Origin of the sequence: Embleya sp. NPDC056575 (assembly GCF_042793325.1) — a bacterium.
GTDB lineage: Bacteria > Actinomycetota > Actinomycetes > Streptomycetales > Streptomycetaceae > Embleya.
This window is the reverse complement of sequence record NZ_JBHTVA010000024.1, coordinates 121,224-142,056: the sequence shown is the minus strand read 5'-3', so window position 1 is coordinate 142,056 and position 20,833 is coordinate 121,224. Positions and strand designations below refer to the sequence as shown.

The window sequence follows — 20,833 nt, the reverse complement described above, 5'->3', positions numbered from 1 at the left end:
TGAACCGACGCGCGCGGGGGCGGCCGCCGCCGCCCGGGTCCCGGGCCGGGGGCGGGCTACTCCACCTCCACGCCGTGTGACTCCGCGACGCCCAGGAGGCCGTTGCGGAAGCCGTTCGTGGTGGGCGAGAAGGTCCAGCCGGTGTCGGTGCGGACGAAGGCGCCGAGGACCATGGCGGTTTCGCCGGGGCGCCGGGTCGGGACGGGGTTGGTGCCGAGGTCGCGGCCGTTCGCCTGGTCGAGGCGGGTGAGTTTGGTGCCGCGCAGGGTGCTCAGGTCGCGGCCGGGGGCGTGTTCCTCGTCGACGGCGGCGGCCAGGACCAGCCGGTCGGCCTCGCGGGGCAGCAGGGCCAGGTCGATCAGGAAGGCCACCCCGTCGCCGATCCGCACCGCCCCTTCCGGACTGTCCGGGTTGTTGAAGAAGACGAAGTGCTCGTCGCCGAGGACCCGTCCGCGTCGGCATACGAACGCGCACGGGTCCAGCGGCGGCGCGGTCCCCGGGTCCCAGGCCAGCTGGACCAGGAGCCGGCTGCCGGGCGCGGCGGCCGTGCCGGTGCCCGGGCCCAGTCGACCGCGCAGGCCGTGTCGGGCGAGCAGGCCGACCAACTCCGGCCCGGTGACCAGGCCCAGCGGCTTGTTGCGGATGAACTCGTGGCTGCCGGGCCCGAATTGGGACGTGGTGACCAGCAGGCCCTTGTTCGCGCCGTGGTGCTGCACGGTCCCGGCCAGATCGCGCACGGCCGTCGGCGGGACGGTGTGCCGGTAGCGCTTGACCTGCACCACGATCGTGCCGCCGCGGATCGGGTCCGGGTCCACCGCGACCACGTCGACGCCCTGGTCGCCGCTGCGCGCGGTGGTCGCGACCTCCATGCCCATGCGCTGGAACAGCTCGGCGATCAGGTTCTCGAACTCGATCGGGTCCATCACGAACAGGTCCGGATCGTCGTCGGCTCCGGGCCGCGCGGGCAGCGTGGGGGTGGGCGCCGGTGTCGGCGCCGCGGCGACGCTGTCCGCGAGCCGGGTCGTGCGTACCGGGGTGGGCCGGTCCGGGCGCGTCGACAGGGTGCCCTCCATCGCCTCCAGGCACGCGACCGCGTCCACCCGGTCCAGGCTGATGTGCCGGAAGTCCTGCGCGCGGGCGGTCGCCGTGACCAGGTACGTGCGCCCGGGTCGGCCCGTCGCCGGGTCGATCGCCTGGACGAAGCCGTTCAGCACCACCGAGTCGAGGATGCCCTCGTGGTCGGCGAAGAACAGTTCGGCGAGTATCCGCAGCGCGCTCTGCGCGAGCACGTCGCGGTGGATCGTGCGCCGGTCGGTCGCCGTGCGGGCGACCTCCTTCTCCTGGTCGTCGGTCTTCACGTAGCGCATCCGGGCCACTGCCGGCACCACGTCGACGGTCGGGAGTTCGTGGTCGACCACGAGTTGGCGCCGCGCGGCGTCGAAGGCCACCGTCGACTGGTCGGAGAAGCCCTCCGGCCAGTCCGGCGAGGCGAGCAGGACCCCCTCGAAGTAGTCCTCGATCGCCTCCGGATCGCGCGCCGCGAGCCGCCGCACCAGGTCGTCGACCTGCTCGTTGCGCTGTGCGGCGAGCGCCCGCTGACCGTTGGCCCACTCCTCGAACTGTCGGCGGTAGTCGTCGTATCGCCGCTGCCGCTCGTATTCGGCGGCCTGCGCGGCCCGCAGGTCGTGCTCGTAGCGGGCCTGTGCCTGCGCCCGGTCCTGCTCGTAGCGCGAGTGCGCGCCGGGCGCGAACGAGCCCAGGCCGGACGGCGCGGCGACCTGATAGCGCGCCGGATCGGGCATCGGGATCGGCCGGGCCAACTCCCCCGGCTGGAACGGCGGGATCTCCACGGCGGCGCGCAACCGGTCGATCCGGAACCCCGGCGCGCTCAGCCGGGCCCGGAGCACGCCCTGGAGTTCGGCGACGCGCTCCTCGATCTCGGCGGTGCGTCGGGCCACTTCGGCCTCGCGGGCCTGCTGGTAGGCGCGCTGCGCCTCGCGGTCCGCGCGGGCGGCGGCCTTCTGCGCCTCGCGACGATTGCGCTCGTCCGCGCGCTGCTGCTGCTGTCGCGCGCGCAACTCGGCCTCGCGCTGCCGCTGTTGCTGCCGCTGTAGTTCGGCCCATGTCCCCAGCACGCCGGTGCTCCGCCGACTCGCCACGCTATCGCCCTTCCGCCCTGCACCCGTCCGCCCCCACGCTGGATGCCATCCTGCCGTGTCCGGCCGGTCGGCGCGAAGGCGGTCGGCGGGTCGATCCGCGGGTGGTCGGGCGATGGGCCGGGCGGGCGGCGCGACGGGGCCGGACCGGCACCCGCTCGCGCGCCCGGATCACGCCGAGCCGTCACCGGCTCCCGCGTGAACCGCCGCCCCTCGAACCGCTGGACGAACCGCCCTTGGAGCCGCTGCCGGACGAGCTGCCGCCCTTGGACCCGCTGGTCGAGCCGCCCTTCGAGCCGCCGGAGGAGATGCCCGACGTGCCGCCCGTGGCCGAACCGCCCGTGTTTCCCGTCGTGGCCGATCCGGAACTCGTGAAGCGCGCGGGATCGGGTGTGTCCGTCGCTCCGGATCGGGAGGCGGTCGGCAGCGCGGTGCCGGGGTTCGTGGCCGTCGCGCTCGGGACGGAAACGGTCGTGCGCTTCGGCGGTTTCGGCCGCTTCGACGACTTGCTCCCGCCGCCGCATCCCGTCAGGACCAGTACGCCGGCCGTGGTCGCCGCGACGGCCAACGTCCCGACCCGGCAGATTCGTTTCTTCGTACCTCGCATGCTGCACACGCCCCCGTGATCGACTGTCGTAGGACTGTAGCCGGCCCGACCGGCCGCCGCCGGCATCCCCCATCCCACGGCGGCCGATTCGGCTCATTCGCAGGCCGTACCGTCCCCGTCCCGGTCCAGGTGCGCGCCGTAGCCGGGTTCGCCGCGATGGATCGGCGCGGCGCCGGCGGCCCGAACCGCGGTGCAGTTCTTGTAGTAGACCGGCCCGTCGCCGCCGGTGCTGCCGCCGCCCATGGTTCCGGAGGTGCCGGAGCCGCCGGACGAACCCGTCCCCGCCGAACCGCCGCTCGATCCCGTGCTCTTGCTCCCCCCGGTACCGACCGAGTCGCCCGCCGGCGTGGCGGGTGCCTTCGACGGTGTCGGCGTGGAGTTCGTCGAAGCCGCCGACGGCGACGGCGACGACGAGGACGGCGGCGCGGAAGGTGTCGGCGAGCCCGACGCGGTGGCCGAGGCCGGCTCGCCGCCGCTCCGCGAGGGCTTCGGCGAGCCGGACTTGCCGCCACCGTCCCCGTCGCACCCCGCCAGTGCCAGGGTCAGCACCACCGCCAACGCCGGCACGATCACCCCCGCACGCCGCCGCGTGGAACCGATTCTCGGCATGCCTGTACCCGATGTGCCCATCTGCGAGCTCCCCCCTCGATATGTGCCGCCCGGACTCTAGTCGCCGTCTCCGGCGCTGTCCGCCGGACCCGGGAGCCGGCACCGCTTTTCACGTTTCGCCGGGTATCTGGACCGGGCCCCGGAACGCACCTACGGTGCCTGGATGGACCGATTGAGCGCGATGGATGCCGGGTTCTACTTCGTCGAGGACGAGAACGTGCCGATGCACGTCGGATCCGTGCTGATCTTCGACGGGCCCGCCCCGTCGTACGGCGACGTGATCCGACTGTTCGTCTCGAAGTTGCCGGACGTGCCGCGCTACCGGCAGCGGGTACGCACGCTGCCGCTGCATCTGGGCCGCCCGGTGTGGGTGGACGACGAACACTTCCAGATCCTCTACCACGTGCGGCACACCGCGGTCCCCGCGCCGGGCGGCGCCGATCAGGTGCGCAACCTCGCCGGCCGGCTGTTCGCGCAGCGGCTGGACCTGACCAAGCCGCTGTGGGAGGTCTGGCTGGTGGAGGGCCTGGCCGACGGCCGCTGGGCGATCATCTCCAAGGTGCACCACTGCCTGATCGACGGCATCGCCGGCACCGACCTGCTGCAGATCCTGCTCGACTGGCGCAAGGACCCGGAGCCGCCCGGGGCCGACGAGTCGGCGGACCTCGACCCGTGGCTCCCGGAGCCCGCGCCGAGCACCGCGGATCTGATCGCGGACGGCCTGCGGGACGCCGTCGCGGCCCCGATCAAGCACCTGGCGGCGGTGCCCGCGCTGGCTCGGGAGATGCGCAGCGGCTCGGAGCTGACCGACATCGTCCGGGCGCTGGCCCGCAGCCTGCCCGGCACCGCCCATCGGCTCCTGGAGACCTCGGCCGGCTCGCTCAACGGCTCGATCGGGCCGCATCGGCGCTGGGTGTGGGCCGATGCGGAGATCGCCGAGATCAAACGGATCCGGAAGGAGTTCGGCGGCACCGTCAACGATGTGATCCTCACCGCGATCACCCGGGGCTTCCGCGATCTGCTGGCCGGGCGGGGCGAGTTGACGTCGGATCAGGTGGTTCGCTCGCTGGTCCCGGTGTCGGTGCGGGCGCCGCGCGAGCGCAGAACGCTCAACAACCGCCTCAGCGCGATCCTGGTGAACCTGCCGGTCGGCGAGGACGATCCGGCGGCCCGGCTCCGCTCGGTCCGCGAACAGATGGACGACCTCAAACGCAGCCGACAGGCGGCCGGCGCCGATGTCCTCACCAATCTGGGCAACTTCGCCGCGCCGACCCTGCTGGCCCTCGGCTCGCGCACCGCGCTGCGCTTCCCCCAGCGCTTTTTGCAGACGCTCACCACCAACGTCCCGGGCCCGCGCGTCCCGCTGTACATGCTGGGCCGCCCGCTGCGCGAGCTATACCCGTACGTCCCGATCGCGAGCACGATGCGCGTCGGCGTCGGCGTCTTCTCCTACCTGGACCACGTCACCTTCGGCATCACCGCCGACTTCGACGCGGTCCCCGACGTCCAATCCCTCGCCGACGGCATCCGCGCGGGCATCGACGAACTGCTGGAGGCCGCGGCCACTTCCCCCTGAACACCCCGGGGCGGAGAAAGGACCGGGGGCAGGGGCGGGAGAATGCCGGGATGAGCGCTTCGCGGGACATTCTCGGTCGGTCGGCTGCCGCGCCGGATCGTACGTTGCGGTACGGGGCGGGGGTGGAGCAGGTTGTCGATCTCTGGCAGGCGGCGGGCGAGTCGCGTGGGCTTGTCGTGGTGCTGCACGGCGGGTATTGGCGGGCGCGGTACGACCGGGGGTACACGTACTCGATGTGCGTCGCGTTGGCGGCCGAGGGGTATACGGCGGCGACCGTCGAGTATCGCCGGGCCGGGCAGCCGGGGGGTGGCCGGCCCGGGACTTTCGAGGACGTGGCCGCCGCCGTCGATCTGCTGGCGGCCCGGGTCCCCGAGCCGATGCTGCTGCTCGGCCACTCCGCCGGCGGGCACCTCGCGGTGTGGGCCGCGCTCCGCGATCGGGTGCCGGCGGGTGGCCCGGGTCGGCTGTCCGCGCCGCCGGCCCTGGCGGGGGCGATCGCGCTGGGCGGCGTACTGGACCTGGACGCGGCGCTGGAGCTGAACCTGGACGACGGCGCGGCGGCCGAGTTCCTGCCGGACCACTCCGAGTCCGTGCTCGCCGAGACCGACCCGGTCCGGCTGGCGGCGGGCGGGGTCGGCGGGCGCCGGCTGATCCTGCTGCACGGCGACGCCGACGAGCAGGTCCCGATCGCGCTGAGCCGGACGTTCGCGGCGGTCTCGGGAGCGGACCTGCGCGAACTCCCGGGAATCGGCCACTTCGAGCCGGTCGACCCGCTCTCGACGGCCTGGCCGGAGGTCACCGGAGCGGTCGCCGACGTACTGGGCTGATCGACGGCGGGCGCCTCGGGTGCCCGTGGCCCCTCAGCCGCGATTCGCCAGCAACACCCCGACGCCGCCGATCGCGATCCCGGCCAGCGTGGTCACCCGCAACGACTGATCGAGCAGGAGCCACGCGAGGAGCGCGGTCGCGGCCGGCGTCAGGAAGAACAGCGTGCCGACCCGACTGGCCGAGGACCGCCGCAACATCAGGTTGAGCAGCGTGAACACCCCGATCGAGTTGACCAGCACCATCCACGCGAGCGTGCCGAGGAACGGCCCCCAGGCGCCGATGTGCGGCGTCTCGAACAGCAGCGACCCCAGGCCGATGAACGGCGCGCTGACCAGGAACTGCACGGCCGTGCCGGTGCGCAGGTCGACGTCCTGCACATAGCGCTTCTGGTACACCGTGCCCACGCTGAGCCCGAGCAGCCCGACCACGGCCAGGACCAGCGCCGGTATCGACGTGCCGGCGGGGCCGGAGACGGCGAGCACGACCCCGATCGTGCCCAGGCCGAAGCCCAGCCACTGCCGCACGCTCACCCGCTCGCCGAGGACGCGCCCGGCCAACAGCGCGATCAGCACCGGATTGAGCCCCTGGACGAGGGCCGCCACGGCGGCGGACATGCCGAGCGACAGCGCCGTGTACAACGCGCCGAACTGGACCGCCTGGAACAGCAGTCCGGCCACCATCACGTGCCCGAGCCGTCGACCGCGCGGCCACGGCGCCCGCACGACCAGGGCGAACACGGCCAGCAGCGCTCCGGCGAGCACGAACCGGAAGAACATCAGCAACAGCGGCGGTGCCGCGTCCACCCCGATCGCGGCGACGATGAACCCGCTGCTCCACAGCAGCACGAACAGCGGCGGCACCGCCTTCCCGGCCGCGTCCGTTCGCCGTTCGCGCCCGGTCCGATCCGGCGGACGCCCGACGGCCGTCGGTGCCGACCGGCCGCCCGGAGCGACGTGCCGCCCGCTGTCCTGGGTGGTGTCTGCGACGGTCACTGGGACCCACTCCCGATCGACGAAGAATAACTGCCCAATCCGGTTACTCACCCTGGCCCGTCCGACACTAACCTGTCAAACGGGTTATCCTGACGGAGTGGCCTACACCTTCAGCGGCGGCGACGTCGCACTCGACCTGATCGGCACCGTCCAGGCGCGCCGCACCGAGGCGCGCGACCTCCTCGACACGCCGACCTCGCTCGCGTCCTGGACGGTCGCGGCCGGCCTCGTGGACACGCTTCCGGCGGTGGACGCACGGGGGCTCGCGGACACGATCGAGCTGCGGGAGGCCATGTACCGACTGGCCCTGGCGCACGAAACACCGCAGGGGTACGCCGGGCCCGACCGCGCTACGCTCAACCGCCTCGCGGCCGGCGAGCCGGTCCGACTCGCGCTGACCGCGGACGGCCGAGTGGAGCGCACCGGCGACCTCGCGGCGGTGCTGGCCGAGATCGCCCGCTCGGCGATCACGTTGTTCGGCGGGCCGGACGCGGACCGGATCAGGGAGTGCGAGGCGCCGCTGTGCACCCGGCTCTACGTGGACACCTCACGCCACGGCAGCCGCCGCTGGTGCGACATGCGCGGCTGCGGCAACCGGGCCAAGGCCGCCGCGTTCCGCGCCCGCCACCGCGGCGAGCCGGAATCCGCCGACGCCTGAGCGGTCGGCGCGCGCCGGCGCCGCGGGCGCGCACGCGACCGTCCGGGTCGGGCCCGATCACGCGACCGCCCCCGCTTCAGCGCCCCCCGAGCGTCGACGCCAGGATGCGCAGCGCCCGGTCCACCACGTCCCGGTCCGCGCCCGCGATCGGCTCCAGGAGCCCGTCGAGCGCGTCGATCCGCGCCCGCATCGCCGTCCGGGCACAGCGCCGGCCCGCCTCGGTGAGGCAGACCAGCACCGAACGGCCGTCCTCGGGGTTGGGCCGGCGCTCGACCAACTCCTTGCGCGCGAGCCGGTCCACACAGTGCGTCATGCCGCCGGAGGAGTACATCACCAGCGGCCGCAACTCCCGCAGCGTCAGGCCCGCTTCCTCCGGCCGGGTGGCCAGCACGGCCAGCACCATGTACTCCGGCGCGGTCAGGTCCAGCGCGCCGATGCTGCGCCGGTCGAACTCCTCCATCGCGATCATCGCCTGATGCATCCGCACCACGAACCCGACCGAGGACGCCTCCACATCCGGCAGCACCGCCGACCACGCGGCCACCACGGAGTCGGCGTAGTCGGCCTGTGCATCGCTCACGTCGTACTCCCTGGCAGCGCAACCCCACTCGGTCCCGGCCGCCACGGTAGCGGCGAAGGCCCCGGGCCGGCGCTAACCGGCCGGTGCCGTGCACGGCGCGCCGCCGCACACGTCGACGACCCTCCCGGTGGCCAGGAAGATCGCCTTCTGCTGCCGCGCCACCGGCGAATTACGCGGGTCCGAGTGCGGATCGCGGCCGTACTCGGGCCCGATCGGCGGCGTATTGGTCACCGGCGGGGCGGGCGAACCACTGTCCCAGACCACCAGGGCGGAGCCCCGGTACGGCCCGTGCGGCAGCGGCCGGATCCCCCAGTACGGATCCCGGTCGGGATTGCGCCCGGGGGCGATCGCGGGCTCGTGGATCCGCGCGCCGATCGTGCGCGCCTCGACCTCGGCGGTCACCGTGGAGACCTGGTGGTCGCCGAACGCGATCTGCATCAGCACGTCGTGGCGCGGCGTACCGGGCAACGATCCCCGGCCGAGGCCGCTCGCGTAGCCGTTGGTCTCGCCCCGGTCCCAGAGCATCTGGAACAGAGAAAGCACCACCTGTTGATCGAGCCTGTCCGGATAGGTCGCGTCCAGGATCCGTCCGTACGGCCCGAAGTCGGAGCTGCGGTTGAGCAGGACGCCGTAGTTCATCCCGGTCACCCCGAGCACCCCGCGCCTGATGTCCCGCGACACCGCGACCAGCGATCCGCCGAGGATGCCGCCCTGGCTGTTGCCGTCGAAGACCAGCCCCTTCGAGGTGTCGATCAGCGGTCGGCCGGCATCGGTACGAAACGCCGGGTCGGCGCCGAAGCCGCGCTCGTGGATCATGTCCCGGCCGAGGAACAGCGCGTTCAGGAACCCCTGTCGGGTGCGGTCCGGCACCGCGCCGAAGCTGCCGAGGTCGGCCAACGCCCGGGCGACGGTGGGCAGATCCTCGTCGGCCATGCCGATCCACTTGGTCGCGCAGAAGGTGATGCCGTGCTCGGCGGCCATCGCCTTGACGTTGCCGCCGCCCACCTCGTTGTTGCTGCCGAGCAGGCCGTGACCGTACAGCGACGCCTGCGAGGGGGTGTCGAACGCGCTGCGCGGAATCTCGCAACGGAACTGTGCCTGCTGGGTGTTGCCCGGCAGTTGGCGCGGCAGCCCGTCCCGCCCGAGATTGAGCGTGGAACCGGTGGGCCCGCCGGGGCGGTCGAGGTAGCTGGGGACGGTGACCGTCCCGGTGACCTCGCGGGCGATCCGCGAATCCTCCTGCGGCGTGGTGTTCTTGACACCCGTCACCGTGAACTGCGGTGCCCGATCACCGAGTCGGCCGAAGGCGTCGTCGCGCATCCGCAACATTCCCGCGGTGAGGCCGTGTTCGCTCGCGACGGTGAAATCCCAGGCCAGGTACAGGTCACGGCGCTCGACACCGGCCCGGTCCAGCCGGTCGAGGACCGGTCGCAGGCGCGCCTGGCGGGCCGCCAGGGGGTCGCGGCGCGGGAGGGTGCGGCCGGCGACCCTGGCGAACGCCTCGGGCGCGGCGAGCAGTCGGCCGTCGGCGCCGCGCAGGTCGCGCAGGCCGACCACGTAGTGGTGGCCCGGCGCGAAGTTCCGCGCGGGGTGGACCAGCAGCGCCTGCCTGGTCGGATCGACGGCGTTGGCGTCGAGTTCGGCCCAGTAGGGCCACCGTTCGCCGGTGTCGGTGTCCAGGACGACGATCGGTGCGTCGCGGGCGAGCGAGGCGCCGACGTCGGTGACGGGGGCCGCGCCGCTGCGGCCGAGGTCGACGCCGGGGACCCGGGTGGTCAGCGTCGAGCCGGGCGAGAAGCCGTCGTTGCGATTCCACGCGTCGGGGGTGGCGCCGTGCGGCATCATCGCCGCCGAGAAGGCGACCCGCCGCCCGGTCTCGGTATGCCGATCGGCTTGCGTGTAGAAGTCGTTCGGGAACGGCAACAAACACGCCGCCGGGTCGATCGGGTCGCACCCCGGTTCGCCGCCGGGGCCGTCCGGATGGGCCTCGGCGGCCGGTGGCGCCAGGAACACCAGGAGCAGCGCGGCCACGGCGACGATCGTCGCGGGTGTCCGGCGTCGGGAACGCACGCGGGTACGAGGCAGGGTTCGGCTCACTATTCCTCCAACTCCTACGGCGAGGGCTGTGCAGGAATATCAACCGCCATCCTGCAGGGCGGGCGGCACGAGGGGAACGGGCAACGCGGGACCCGGCGATCGGCGCGTGGGCGTCGCCGATCCACACTCGTACGGCGCAGCCCCGAGCGCGGGCGCCCATCCGCTCGACGACGATGGTTCGATGACGCCGTCCCGGACGCAGCCGCGCAGGCCAGGGCAGGCGCGGGCGTGACCGCCGTACTGGTCGCCGCCGGCGCCTTCCTGATGACCCTGCTCGGCGGCTGGGTGGCGCAGCGCATCGGCGATCGCCGGCATCTCGTACTCGGCCTCGCCGCCGGACTGATGCTCGGCGTGGTCGCGTTCGACCTGCTGCCCGAGTCGTTGTCGGCGGCGGGTGGGCGGATCGGCGGGGTGCCCCAGGCGCTGCTGATGTTCGTCCTGGGCTTCCTCGTGCTGCACGTGGTCGAGCGTTCGGTGGCGATCCACCGGGGCCACGAGAGCGAGTACGCCCCGCACGCCCATCACCACGGCCCGACCATGGGCGCCGACGGCCGGGTCAAGGGCATCGGACTGACCGCCGGCATCGCGCTGGTCGGGCACAGCGTGATGGACGGCTTCGCGATCGGCGCCGCGTTCCAGGCCGGCACCACCGTCGGCACGACGGTGGCGATCGCGGTGGTGGCGCACGACTTCGCCGACGGCTTCAACACGTTCACCGTCACCCGCATGTACGGCAACGACCGCCGCCGGGCCCTGACCCTGCTGGGCGCGGACGCCCTCGCGCCGGTGGCGGGCGCGGCCCTCACGCTGGCGTTCACCATTCAGGAGCACGCGCTCGGCCTGTACCTGGGTTTCTTCGCGGGCTTCCTGCTCTACCTCGCCACCGCCGACATCCTTCCCGAGGCGCACAGCCCACACCCGTCGGGCTCGACGCTGCTGTGCACGGTGGCGGGTGTGGGGTTCCTGTGGCTGGTCATCTCGTTGGCGCAGTAGGCGGCGCCGACGGTGCGGGTCGGCGCGCCGCCCGCCCCCGTGTTCAGCGGATCGGGCCCATACGTTCGATCAGGTCCCAGCGGTTTCCGTACAGGTCGCGGAAGACGGCCACTATCCCGTACTTCTCCCGGCGCGGCGGCTCCTCGAAGACCACGCCCGCCGCCAGCATGCGGGCGTGTTCGCGCGCGAAGTCGTCGGTGTACAGGAACAGTCCGACCCGGCCGCCCGTCTGGTCCCCCACCCGGGAGCGCTGCTCGTCGTCCACCGCCCTGGCCAGCAGTACGGCCGCCTCGTTCGGTCCCGTGCCGGGCGGGGCGACCACGACCCAGCGTTTCCCGTCCGCCATCGGGGTGTCCTCGCGCAGGTCGAACCCGAGCGCGCCGGTATAGAACGTGATCGCCTCGTCGTAGTCCCGCACCACCACCGCGACCAGCCCGAGCCGATTCATCGGCCCACCCCGACCGGTACCCGTGTGGCGACGCCCTCGATGGTCATGCGGCCCAAGCTACCTTCCGGGTCCGCCATCCGACCGCGACGGGTCGTCGACACACCGGCGGGTTGGTCCCGGCGGGCGCGGGGTCGTGCGCCGCGCTCGGATTCCGCTCTGGGCGGACCTTCTTGCCTTCCCTTCGTATCGGCGTAACTTGAATTACATGATTACAACGAAGCAGGAAGCAGTGCGCGGCTGGTTCACCGGACGCCTGCCGGAGGGCTTGTTCACCGCGCTGGTCGAGGTGACCGTCGACCGCGAGGAGATCACCGTCATCGGCCGTATCCCCGAGCCGGAACTCGCCGAGGAGGTATCGGCCGACGAGCGGGAGGCCGCGCTCGACGGCCGGATCGCCGAGTTCCGCGAGCGCACCCGCGAGGACCGCATGGCGGTGGCCCGCGAGGCCGAACGCCGCTTCGGCCGCAAGGTCTCGTGGGGCGTCGAGTGCGGCGGCACCCGCGCCCTCTACACCAACGTCTCCGTACCGGTGATGACCCGGCTCCGCCAGCCCGAACGCCAGGTCCTGGACACCCTGGTCGCGGGCGGCGTCGCGCGCAGCCGCAGTGACGCGCTGGCCTGGTGCGTGCGCCTGGTGCAGCGCAACACCGACACGTGGCTCACCGATCTCCGCGACTCGCTGGAGCATGTCGAGCGGGTCCGCTCCCAGGGGCCCGACACCCCCGCCGAGTAGAGCCCCCACACGTGCGCCGTGCCCGTCGCCCGCCCGGCGACGCGGCACGGCGTACGCGTGTTCGCCGAGTGACGGCACGCGGCGCGACGCGCCCGGCCCCCTCGGCCCGAGTGGCATCGACACCCCGACATGAGCGAGATCAGCGCTCGCAAACGAGAGCAGTGCTCTTGACGTGGAGCACGGGACGCAGAATGATGCTCTCGGGCGAGAGCGGTGCTCTCGCAAGCCACGGGGAGGCTCGCATGATCGTGCTCTATTGGACTGTGATGACGTTTCTGTTCCTGGCCGAGTTGGCCGCCATCGCGGCCACCGCCTACTGGGGGTTCACGCTCGCCGCCGGGTGGGCGGTGCGGATCCTGGTCGGATTGGCCGCGCCGACCGTGATGATCCTCCTCTGGGGACGGTTCGCCGCCGCCAACAACGCCGATGCGCTGACCGGGCTTCCGCGCGTGTTGTTCGAGATCGCCTGGTGGGGCGCCGGCATCCTCGCGTTCGTCGCGGCGGGCCTGCTCCCCGGCGCGATCGGCGTCGCCGTCGCCCGCGTCACCGGCCTCGGCGCCCAGCGCGGCAAGGCCCGCGCGGCGCGCCGCTGAGCCGCGCCCCGGGCCCTGTCCGGCGGCTCAGGCCAGGCGCCGGCGGAGCCAGTGCAGCGCGCCGTGGGCCTGGGCGCGTTGGAACGGGCGCAGGGTCGGCAGGCCGTTCGGGGCCGGCCGCAGGGAGTTCGCGGCGAAGAATCCGGCGGCGGCGGCCAGTACGGCGGTGACCCGGTCCGGGTCCACCCCCCGTCGGGCCAGATGGGCCTCGATCGGGTCGACGGCGGCGTCGCCGTTGTGCATGATCACGCTCGGCGCCATCAGGACCACGTCGATCCAGGACGCCCCGCGCACGGCCCACGGCCAGTCGACGAACACGACCCGGTCCGGGGTCAGCAGGATGTTGTCCGCACGCAGGTCGCCGTGCACCAGCGCGGTGCCCTCGGCGGCGGTCGGCCAGTACGCCTCGTGCGCGGCGATCCGGTCGACGTTGGCGCACGTCCACGCGCCGAACGACTCGGGATCGAAGCCGCGTCGCCACGCCCCGAAGGTGACGCCCAGCGCCTCGGCGACGGTGGGCACCTCGATCGGGGACGGGTCCAGGACGGCGCCCAGGTCGGCGCAGGCGGCCAGGACCCGGGTCAGGTCCTCCGGGCGCCAGGGCTGGGCCGGCGTGTGCCCGTCGATGTCCTCGAAGGCCAGCGCCACCCAGCCGTCGAGGTCGACCTCGGCGAGCAGGCGCGGCACGGGGGCGCCGGGCGGGATGGCGGCGGCGACCCTGGCCTCGGCCCGGTGCAGGGCGGGCGAGTCGGGGTTCGCGTCGGCGCCGACGGCCTTGACGAACGCCCGTCGGCCGTCCGCGAGTTCGACTCGGGCGGCGATGCCGGGCGAGAATCCGCCGACCTGGGTGGCGGCCCGCACGACCCGGGCGCCGAGCCGCGCCTCGACCGCCGCGCGCAGCTCTTCCGGCGCGGCCTCCCACGGCACGCGCACCCCGGAGGCCACGGGCGCGGCTTCGGACATCCCGGGCGCCTCCGCCTCGGGCGACGTCGTACCGGTCCGCTGCGCGCTGCTCTCGCTGGTCATCGGACCAGGATTTCCGTCCGCCGGCGCCCGGGCAAACCGTTTATCCGCGCCCGCACCGCGACCGGAATCGACGACCCGGGTCCGCGCCGGGCCCGATCCGTGTCGTTCCGCGCCCGGATCCGCGCCGGCGGTTCCGCCGTTACCGTTCCGTCCAACTTCGGCCATGTGATGTCCACCTGGCGCACCGTGGGCCGCCGCTACCGTGACGGCCATGATCCGCATAACTGTTTCCCACCCCGGAGTCGTCCGGTGATCGGTTGGTTCGAAGCCGTCGTACTCGGCTTGGTCCAGGGGCTCACCGAGTTCCTGCCGATCTCCTCCAGCGCACATCTGCGCATCGTGTCGGCGTTCGCCGGCTGGGAGGATCCGGGTTCGGCGTTCACCGCCGTGACCCAGATCGGGACGGAAAGCGCCGTCCTGATCTACTTTCGCAAGGACATCGGCAACATCGTCGGCACGTGGGTGAAGTCCCTGTACACGCCGTCGCTGCGCGGCGAACTCGACGCGCGCATGGGCTGGTACATCATCGTCGGCACGTTGCCCATCGGCGTACTCGGCCTGATCTTCCAGGACACGATCGAGACCACGTTCCGCGATCTGCGGCTGATCGGCACCACGCTGATCGTGTTCGGTCTGATCCTGTTGATCGCGGACCGGATGGCGCTGAACAACCGGGGCATGGAGAAGCTCAACGGCAAGGAGTCGCTGATCTACGGCTTCGCCCAGTCGCTGGCGCTGATCCCCGGCGTCTCACGCTCGGGCGGCACGGTCACGGCGGGCCTGCTGATGGGGTATCGCCGCGAGGTCGCGGCGCGCTACTCGTTCCTGCTGGCCATCCCGGCGGTACTGGCCTCCGGCGGCCTGGAGTTGTTCAAGATCGGCGAGGGGCCGGCGCCGGCGTGGGGGCCGACGATCGTGGCCACGCTGGTGGCGTTCGTGGTCGGCTACGCGGCGATCGCCTGGTTCCTGAAGTTCATCAGCACGCACAGCTTCACCGTGTTCGTGGCGTACCGCGTCGTGCTGGGCCTGGTCGTGCTCGGCCTGGTGATCTTCGGCGCCCTCGAACCGACGGCGGGCGCGGCGAAGTAGGTCCGCGCCGATCCGGAAAGCCGTTCGGCGCCGCCATGTACGGCGAGGCCGAACGGCCCACCGCCGCCGGCGCCGGGGTCACTCGTCGCCGAGCATCGCGAACACGAAGGCCAGCCGTCGGTCGAGCCACGGCGCCGGGATCCGGACCGGCTTCCCGCGCCCGTCCGTCGTCATCACCAGGTCGCCGGCCGCCTTCCAGGCGAGTACGCGCGGGCGTACCGGGCCCATCGAACCTTCGGGGCCACCGAGCACCGTGTCGAACGTCAGGCTCAGCGCGGTGTCCGCCGTGTGGGCGGCCAGGCGGCGCGGATCGGTCGTCGCGAAGAGGTTGCGGCCGACGATCTCGGGCCGGCCGGGCTGGTCGATGCGCCAGGTGTGCTTGAGCGGTCGCCGGGTGGGCGGAACGCGCCGGATGGTGCCGACGGGTTCGCCGTCGGCGGCGCGGACCCGGTCGTGCCGTACGTCGTCGATCGTCTCGGCGGGGTCCACCGTGCAGAGCAGGTCGCCGTCTGGGAGGTACAACGAGCGGCGGTCGTCCCCGGCGAGCGCACACGGGGTGAAGAAGTCCCCCGGGCCACCACCGCGCAGGATCCGCACACCGACCGCGGAACCGGCCGCACGATTGTTTGTCCCGCCGCTCGACAACGAGCCGTAGCGGAACGCGGTGACGCGCTGCCAGGCGGGCGCGTCGGGGTCGAACCCGGCACCGGGGTCGGAGTCGGGACCCGGGTCGCCCGTCGCGACGGGATCCTCCGAGCCCGGTACCGACGCCGTATCCATCCCGGCCGTCGGCGCCGCCTCGCCCCGTCCCCTGCGCCGCCCGAACACCATCCGACCCCGGTCCTCCTCCGTCACGACACGTCGACCCGCGCGCCGGTCGCACCGTCGTACGACCGGACCATCCGCGCTCGACCGTATCGGGCGGGCTCAGAGCTGCCCGAAGTCGTCCCCCGCGTCGTCCTCCGCCTCGTCGCCGAAGTCGTCCTCGAAGTCCGCGCCGTAGTCCTCGCCGAAGTCCTCCTCGAACCCGGCGCACACGGCCTTGCGGCCGCCGCTGCGCAGCTCGACCCGGAAGCGCCGGGTCAACGCGGCGACCACGAGCAGACCGCGCCCGGCCTCGGCGTCTTCCAACACCTCCACGGGAGAGGGCAGCGAACACGGCAGGTGATCCAACACCTCGACCCACAACATCCGGCCGTGCAGCGACGCGGACACCTCGTAGTCGCCGTAGTCGCCGGCGTGCTCGACCGCGTTCGAGGCCAGTTCGGAGGTGACCCGGACCGGATCGTCGGACTCGAACCCGACCCGCTCGCAGAAGCGCCGCACATGGGCGCGCGCGGCGGAGACGGTCTGCGGTTTCGACACGAGCCGTACGGTCGAACGTGTCCTGGACACGGTGGTGGCCACGTCTCCCCCTCCAGTCGGTCGGGCTGCTGAGAGCACCGTGATCGAATACTTCCTGGAAACGGGCCCGAACTGCGATTTTCGGTCACCGATCGACCGCGATCTGGTAGAAACCGCGGCAAGATCGGTGGACTACTTGGAAGTTACCGAATCCGAGGCCCTTCCGGGCGGATCGTTTGGCAAAAAAACCGCGCGTCGGACCGGACATCCCACACCCGGGCCGGCAACCCGCCGTCGTACCCCGGGAGTTCGTCGAAATCCCAGGTCAGCCTATCGAGCCGAGAACGGTGGGCGCGGCGAAACGCGGGACAACGACGCGTCGACGGAGCACCGAATCGCCGACGACGAACGACCCGACCCCCCACCGGGGATCGGGTCGTTCGTCAACGGCGGCGCGGGTTCGAGGGGCGGGCTCAGAAGCGGATCGAGCGCTCGATCGACTCGACGTCCCGCAAACGCTCGGTCGCGCTGCTCGGCGCCGAGGACAACAGGTAGATCGGCACCGCGCCGGTGTCGATCACGGTGACCCGGAGCCGGAACGGCGCCACGTCGCGGTTCTCGGGGGTGCTCTCGATGTCCATCAGCCACGCGTTGCGCCCGTCGAGGCGGGCCGCCTCGCTGGAGCGCACCACGTCCTGGGCCTTGGCCGGGTAGATCAGTTCGAGCTGGGCCCGGCCGATGGTCTCCGCCATCTCCGGCATCGATCGCGGCTTGGCGGTCACGTACGCCTTGGTGTCGACCACGCCGACCATGAACGTGCCGAGCGGGTTGTTCGGGTCGGGCGTGGGCTTGGCCGTCGGGTCGGTCTTCTTGGGGTCGACGGTGGAGGCGACCGAGGAGTACAGGCCGTAGATCGGGTCCGGCGGCTTGGCGTACCAGCCCTGGGGCAGCACGTAGGACACGTGCGCCTTCTCGTCGCGGATCTCGCCGGGCCGGGCCGAACGGGTGGCCGCGGGGGGCGCCGACTCGCCGTCGCCGGCGTTGTCGTCGCCCGGTCCGCACGCGCCGACCGCGATCAGCGCGGCCAGCGTCGCTCCGAGGGCCGCGCGCCTCATCCCAGGACCTCCGCGTCGCCCCCGTCGACCTCCACGTCGCCCGCCTCGACCGCGGCCCGGTAGGCCGCCTCGACCTCGCTCGTGGCCGCGCCCTCCCGGTCGAGCAGGTGCGCGTACAGCAGGCGCGAGCCGGCCAGGTCGGCGTCGAGCGCGCGCCGGATGTGCTCCCGGGCGGCCTCGGTTCGGCCCGCGTCCAGTTCGGCGTCGCCGAGGTCGACCAACGCGTCCTCCTGGCCCGCCTCGACCGCGCGGGTCAGCCAGGCGATGCCGTCGTCGACGGCGTCGCCGTTGAGCAGCAGCCGGCCGAGGTTGGCCATCGCGAACTCGTCGCCCGCCTCCGCCGCCGGGCGCAGCAGCGCCTCCGCCTCGGCGGCCCGGTCGAAGTCCTGGAGGAAGGCCGCGAAGTCGTTCGGCGCGTCGGGGTCGCCCGTCTCGATCGCCGAGACGTACCAGCGCTCGGCCGCCTCCGGCTCGTCGAGCGCGTCGGCGAGCAGGTTGGCGATCGGCAGCGCCCAGCGCGTCTCGCCCAACCGGTGCCGGTCGATCAGCAGGTCGACCGCGGCCTCCGCCCGGCCGGTGACCTCCAACAACTCGCTCAGCGCGTCCACGGCCTCCGCGTCGCCCTCCGCCAGGGCCCGGCGCAGTACCGCCTCGGCGGTCTCGTCGCCGCCCGCGAACATCAGTTCGCCTGCCTTGCGCCGGGCTTCGGGCGCACCGGCGTCGGCCGCTTCGAGGTAGAGATCGACGGCGACGTCCATGCGTCCCTCGCGCACTGCTCGGTCGGCCTGGGCGAGGTGGTTCGTGCCGGACATGGTCCTGCTTTCGGATCGCGGGGCGTAGGCCCACGAGCCTGCCACATCACCGGGCTTTCGACGTGGTCGGCACGGACGGCGCCCGTCGAGGCCGGGCGCCCGGCCGGTGCGTGCCGCCGCTCGGAGACCGGGCGCGCCGGCGCTCAGAACGGATGCGGCGCGATCTCTCCCCGCATCGTCACCCACTGCGTCTCGGTGAACGCCTCGATGTTGGCCTCCGGGCCGCCGAACCGGGCGCCCGTGCCCGATGCCGCCTGGCCGCCGAAGGGGGCGTTGGCCTCGTCGTCGACCGTCTGGTCGTTGATGTGCACCAGGCCGGTGGGGATCGCGTCGGCGACCCGCATCGCCTGTCCGACGTCGCCGAGGATGCCGAGCGAGAGGCCGTACTCGCTGTCCCGGGCCAGCGCGATCGCCTCCTCGACGGTGCCGAACGGGACGACCGGCGCCACCGGTCCGAACACCTCGTCGGCGTACGCGGGCATCGTCGGCCGCACGTCCGCCAGCACGGTCGGCCGATAGAACAGCCCCTCGTACGTGCCGCCGGCGGCCAGGCGCGCGCCCGCGGCCACGCTGTCCCGGACCAGGCCGTCGATGCGGCGCAGTTGCCGCTCGTCGATGATCGGGCCGAGCGCCACGTCCTCCGTCGCGGGGTCGCCGACCGGCAGGTGATCGGCCTTGGCGGCCAGGGCGGCGACGTAGTCCGGGTACAGGCTCTCGTGGACGAGGTGGCGGCCGGTGGCCATGCAGATCTGGCCCTGGTGCAGGAACGAACCCCAGGCGCCGGCCGCCGCGGCGCGGTCGAGGTCGGCGCCGGGGAGCACGATCAGCGCGTTGTTGCCGCCCAGTTCCAGGTGGGCGCGCTTGAGCAGGCGTCCGCAGGTCTCGCCGATCCGGCGGCCGGCGGCGGTGGATCCGGTGAACGAGACGATCCGTACCTCGGGGGCGGACACCAGGGCCGCGCCCGTGTCGGCCCCGCCGGGCACCAGGTGCAGTACGCCGGCGGGCAGGCCGGCCTCCTCCAGGATCCGGGCGAGCACCACGCCGCCGCCGATCGCCGTGCGCGGGTCCGGCTTGAGCAGGACGGCGTTGCCGAGCGCGAGCGCGGGCGCGACGGAGCGGATCGACAGGATCAGCGGGTAGTTGAACGGCGCGATCACGCCGACCACGCCCGCCGGGCGGCGGCGGGCCAGGCTCCAGCGCGGCTGGGTCGACGGGAGCACCAGGCCCTGCGGATGCGCCGCGAGCGCCGACGCCTCGAAGCACTCGGCCGCGGCGAAGCCCACCTCGACGGCCGCCTTGGCCGGGACCGATCCGGACTCGCGGACCAGCAGGTCCCGGATCTCCTCGGCGTGCCGCTCGAACAACAGCCCCGCGCGGCGCAGTACGGCGGCGCGTTGGTCGTACGGCCGGGCAGCCCAGTCGCCCTGAACCGCGGCGGCGGCCGTCGCCGCGCGGGCGACGTCGGCGGGATCGGCCGCGCCGACCACACCCAGCACCTTCCCGGTCGCGGGCGCGACCGCCTCGTACGTCCCTCCGGACCCGGGCGTCCACCGCCCGTCGAAGATCTTCCCGGTCCACGTGCCGTCGGCAAGCAACATGCGGCGTCCTCCCAGGCGATCGGCCGCGCGGGTCGCGGCGGACCTGCTCGCGACCTCGACGTGCCCGATACGCCCGGATGCTGCTACGGATTCCTCGCCTGCGAACCGATTCCTTCCACTCACCGGAAGGGTGGACGGACGTGTCGTGTGATGGGGTGTCCCCATGACCGCCGCGACCTCGCCCGTGATCTCCCTCGGCTTCCGCACCGACCTGATGCTGCTCACCCTCCAGGGCAGCCGAGTCGAGGAGCGGGACGGCTACCGGGTCGTCCGTACGCCCGCCAACCCCACCTTCCACTGGGGCAACTTCCTCCTCCTGCCCGCTCCCCCGGCCCCCGGCGCCGCGGCCCGCTGGGTGGACACCTTCCGCCGGGAATTCCCCGACGCGGACCACGTGGCCCTCGGCGTCGACGGCACGGACGGTGCCGCCGGCGACCCGGCCGACCTCGCCGCCGCCGACCTGCACGTCGAGCGCGGCACGGTCCTGACCGCCGCGTCCCTGCGCCCGCCGGCCCGTCCCCACACCACCGCGACCTACCGCGTCGCCGCCGGCGACGACGACTGGGCCCAGGCGCTCGCGCTCAACGAGGCCGGCAACACGGACTTCGAACCCGCCGCCTACCGCGAATTCGCCGCCCGCCGCCTGGCCGGCTTCCGCGCTCTGCAGGAACGCGGCCACGGCGCCTGGTTCGGCGCCTTCGAGGACGGCCGACTCCGCGCGGGCCTGGGCCTGTTCACCGACGGCCGCGGCCTGGCCCGCTACCAGACCGTCGGCACCCACCCCGACCACCGCAACCGCGGCCTGGCGTCCGGCCTGGTACACGCCGCCGCCGAACACGCCGCGACCCACTGGTCCGTGACCACCCTGGTCATCGTCGCCGACCCCGACTACGTGGCGATCGACCTCTACCGCCGCCTCGGCTTCGCCGGCACGGAAACCCAGATCCAGCTCCAGATCGTCCCCGGCTGAGCACGCCGG

The 20,833-nt window shown here is 73.1% G+C and carries 22 protein-coding genes; 10 read left to right on the top strand and 12 right to left on the bottom strand.

Annotated elements, in window-relative coordinates:
* Positions 1-56 precede the first annotated feature (56 nt).
* Positions 57-2,135: a restriction endonuclease gene (locus tag ACFRCG_RS20725; protein ID WP_380033441.1), complete on the bottom strand. Its 2,079-nt coding sequence runs from the start codon at positions 2,133-2,135 to the stop codon at positions 57-59.
* On the opposite strand from ACFRCG_RS20725, the gene ACFRCG_RS20720 reads away from it, so the two are divergent.
* Positions 2,123-2,782, top strand: a complete 660-nt coding sequence (locus ACFRCG_RS20720) for a hypothetical protein (protein WP_380033439.1) — start codon at positions 2,123-2,125, stop codon at positions 2,780-2,782. The genes ACFRCG_RS20725 and ACFRCG_RS20720 overlap by 13 nt on opposite strands.
* Positions 2,783-2,856: 74 nt before the next feature.
* Here ACFRCG_RS20720 and ACFRCG_RS20715 read toward each other — a convergent pair whose 3' ends face one another.
* Positions 2,857-3,006 carry an excalibur calcium-binding domain-containing protein gene (locus tag ACFRCG_RS20715; RefSeq protein ID WP_380033438.1) on the bottom strand — a complete coding sequence of 50 codons (150 nt, stop codon included), beginning with the start codon at positions 3,004-3,006 and terminating at the stop codon, positions 2,857-2,859.
* A 10-nt stretch (positions 3,007-3,016) separates the two neighbouring features.
* Between ACFRCG_RS20715 and ACFRCG_RS20710 the strand changes: the two genes are divergently transcribed.
* The 3 genes from ACFRCG_RS20710 (at position 3,017) to ACFRCG_RS20700 (ending at position 5,775) form a co-directional block, all read left to right on the top strand.
* A complete protein-coding gene (locus tag ACFRCG_RS20710; protein ID WP_380033436.1) occupies positions 3,017-3,433 on the top strand; it encodes a hypothetical protein in 417 nt (138 codons plus the stop codon).
* 102 nt (positions 3,434-3,535) lie between these two features.
* Positions 3,536-4,948 carry a wax ester/triacylglycerol synthase family O-acyltransferase gene (locus ACFRCG_RS20705; protein ID WP_380033434.1) on the top strand — a complete coding sequence of 471 codons (1,413 nt, stop codon included), beginning with the start codon at positions 3,536-3,538 and terminating at the stop codon, positions 4,946-4,948.
* A gap of 50 nt (positions 4,949-4,998) precedes the next feature.
* Positions 4,999-5,775, top strand: a complete 777-nt coding sequence (locus ACFRCG_RS20700; protein WP_380033432.1) for an alpha/beta hydrolase family protein — start codon at positions 4,999-5,001, stop codon at positions 5,773-5,775.
* Between the two features lie 33 nt (positions 5,776-5,808).
* On the opposite strand, the gene ACFRCG_RS20695 is transcribed toward ACFRCG_RS20700, so the two are convergent.
* Complete coding sequence (locus ACFRCG_RS20695) at positions 5,809-6,768, bottom strand: DMT family transporter (RefSeq protein ID WP_380033431.1); 960 nt, start codon at positions 6,766-6,768, stop codon at positions 5,809-5,811.
* Between the two features lie 97 nt (positions 6,769-6,865).
* Between ACFRCG_RS20695 and ACFRCG_RS20690 the strand changes: the two genes are divergently transcribed.
* Positions 6,866-7,426 carry a CGNR zinc finger domain-containing protein gene (locus ACFRCG_RS20690; protein ID WP_380033429.1) on the top strand — a complete coding sequence of 187 codons (561 nt, stop codon included), beginning with the start codon at positions 6,866-6,868 and terminating at the stop codon, positions 7,424-7,426.
* A 76-nt stretch (positions 7,427-7,502) separates the two neighbouring features.
* Here ACFRCG_RS20690 and ACFRCG_RS20685 read toward each other — a convergent pair whose 3' ends face one another.
* Together ACFRCG_RS20685 and ACFRCG_RS20680 are read right to left on the bottom strand one after the other, a co-directional pair.
* Positions 7,503-8,006 (bottom strand): MarR family winged helix-turn-helix transcriptional regulator, encoded by a 504-nt coding sequence (locus tag ACFRCG_RS20685; protein WP_380033427.1) that lies wholly within the window; start codon positions 8,004-8,006, stop codon positions 7,503-7,505.
* 72 nt (positions 8,007-8,078) lie between these two features.
* Positions 8,079-10,037, bottom strand: coding sequence for a hypothetical protein (locus ACFRCG_RS20680; protein ID WP_380033425.1), 1,959 nt, complete (start codon positions 10,035-10,037; stop codon positions 8,079-8,081).
* Between the two features lie 330 nt (positions 10,038-10,367).
* On the opposite strand from ACFRCG_RS20680, the gene ACFRCG_RS20675 reads away from it, so the two are divergent.
* Positions 10,368-11,096, top strand: coding sequence for a ZIP family metal transporter (locus tag ACFRCG_RS20675; RefSeq protein ID WP_380033447.1), 729 nt, complete (start codon positions 10,368-10,370; stop codon positions 11,094-11,096).
* A 43-nt stretch (positions 11,097-11,139) separates the two neighbouring features.
* Here ACFRCG_RS20675 and ACFRCG_RS20670 read toward each other — a convergent pair whose 3' ends face one another.
* On the bottom strand, positions 11,140-11,544 hold the full coding sequence (locus ACFRCG_RS20670; protein WP_380033423.1) for a VOC family protein: 405 nt from the start codon (positions 11,542-11,544) through the stop codon (positions 11,140-11,142).
* A 205-nt stretch (positions 11,545-11,749) separates the two neighbouring features.
* On the opposite strand from ACFRCG_RS20670, the gene ACFRCG_RS20665 reads away from it, so the two are divergent.
* Both ACFRCG_RS20665 and ACFRCG_RS20660 read left to right on the top strand, forming a co-directional pair.
* Positions 11,750-12,277 (top strand): hypothetical protein, encoded by a 528-nt coding sequence (locus tag ACFRCG_RS20665; RefSeq protein ID WP_380033421.1) that lies wholly within the window; start codon positions 11,750-11,752, stop codon positions 12,275-12,277.
* Between the two features lie 242 nt (positions 12,278-12,519).
* A complete protein-coding gene (locus ACFRCG_RS20660) occupies positions 12,520-12,870 on the top strand; it encodes a YrdB family protein (RefSeq protein WP_380033419.1) in 351 nt (116 codons plus the stop codon).
* A gap of 27 nt (positions 12,871-12,897) precedes the next feature.
* On the opposite strand, the gene ACFRCG_RS20655 is transcribed toward ACFRCG_RS20660, so the two are convergent.
* Positions 12,898-13,896 (bottom strand): phosphotransferase family protein, encoded by a 999-nt coding sequence (locus ACFRCG_RS20655; protein WP_380033417.1) that lies wholly within the window; start codon positions 13,894-13,896, stop codon positions 12,898-12,900.
* A 252-nt stretch (positions 13,897-14,148) separates the two neighbouring features.
* On the opposite strand from ACFRCG_RS20655, the gene ACFRCG_RS20650 reads away from it, so the two are divergent.
* Complete coding sequence (locus ACFRCG_RS20650) at positions 14,149-14,985, top strand: undecaprenyl-diphosphate phosphatase (RefSeq protein WP_380002045.1); 837 nt, start codon at positions 14,149-14,151, stop codon at positions 14,983-14,985.
* A 78-nt stretch (positions 14,986-15,063) separates the two neighbouring features.
* On the opposite strand, the gene ACFRCG_RS20645 is transcribed toward ACFRCG_RS20650, so the two are convergent.
* The 5 genes from ACFRCG_RS20645 to ACFRCG_RS20625 all read right to left on the bottom strand — a co-directional run bounded on the left by ACFRCG_RS20645 (position 15,064) and on the right by ACFRCG_RS20625 (position 19,854).
* Positions 15,064-15,840, bottom strand: a complete 777-nt coding sequence (locus ACFRCG_RS20645; protein ID WP_380033415.1) for a hypothetical protein — start codon at positions 15,838-15,840, stop codon at positions 15,064-15,066.
* A 72-nt stretch (positions 15,841-15,912) separates the two neighbouring features.
* A complete protein-coding gene (locus ACFRCG_RS20640; protein WP_380033413.1) occupies positions 15,913-16,350 on the bottom strand; it encodes an ATP-binding protein in 438 nt (145 codons plus the stop codon).
* A gap of 452 nt (positions 16,351-16,802) precedes the next feature.
* Positions 16,803-17,444 carry a hypothetical protein gene (locus ACFRCG_RS20635; RefSeq protein WP_380033411.1) on the bottom strand — a complete coding sequence of 214 codons (642 nt, stop codon included), beginning with the start codon at positions 17,442-17,444 and terminating at the stop codon, positions 16,803-16,805.
* Positions 17,441-18,256, bottom strand: a complete 816-nt coding sequence (locus ACFRCG_RS20630; RefSeq protein WP_380033409.1) for a hypothetical protein — start codon at positions 18,254-18,256, stop codon at positions 17,441-17,443. Before ACFRCG_RS20630 ends, ACFRCG_RS20635 begins: the two co-directional genes overlap by 4 nt.
* Positions 18,257-18,399: 143 nt before the next feature.
* Entirely contained in the window at positions 18,400-19,854 is a 1,455-nt protein-coding gene (locus ACFRCG_RS20625) for a benzaldehyde dehydrogenase (RefSeq protein ID WP_380033408.1), read from the bottom strand.
* A 163-nt stretch (positions 19,855-20,017) separates the two neighbouring features.
* Between ACFRCG_RS20625 and ACFRCG_RS20620 the strand changes: the two genes are divergently transcribed.
* On the top strand, positions 20,018-20,824 hold the full coding sequence (locus ACFRCG_RS20620; protein WP_380033406.1) for a GNAT family N-acetyltransferase: 807 nt from the start codon (positions 20,018-20,020) through the stop codon (positions 20,822-20,824).
* Positions 20,825-20,833 lie beyond the last annotated feature (9 nt).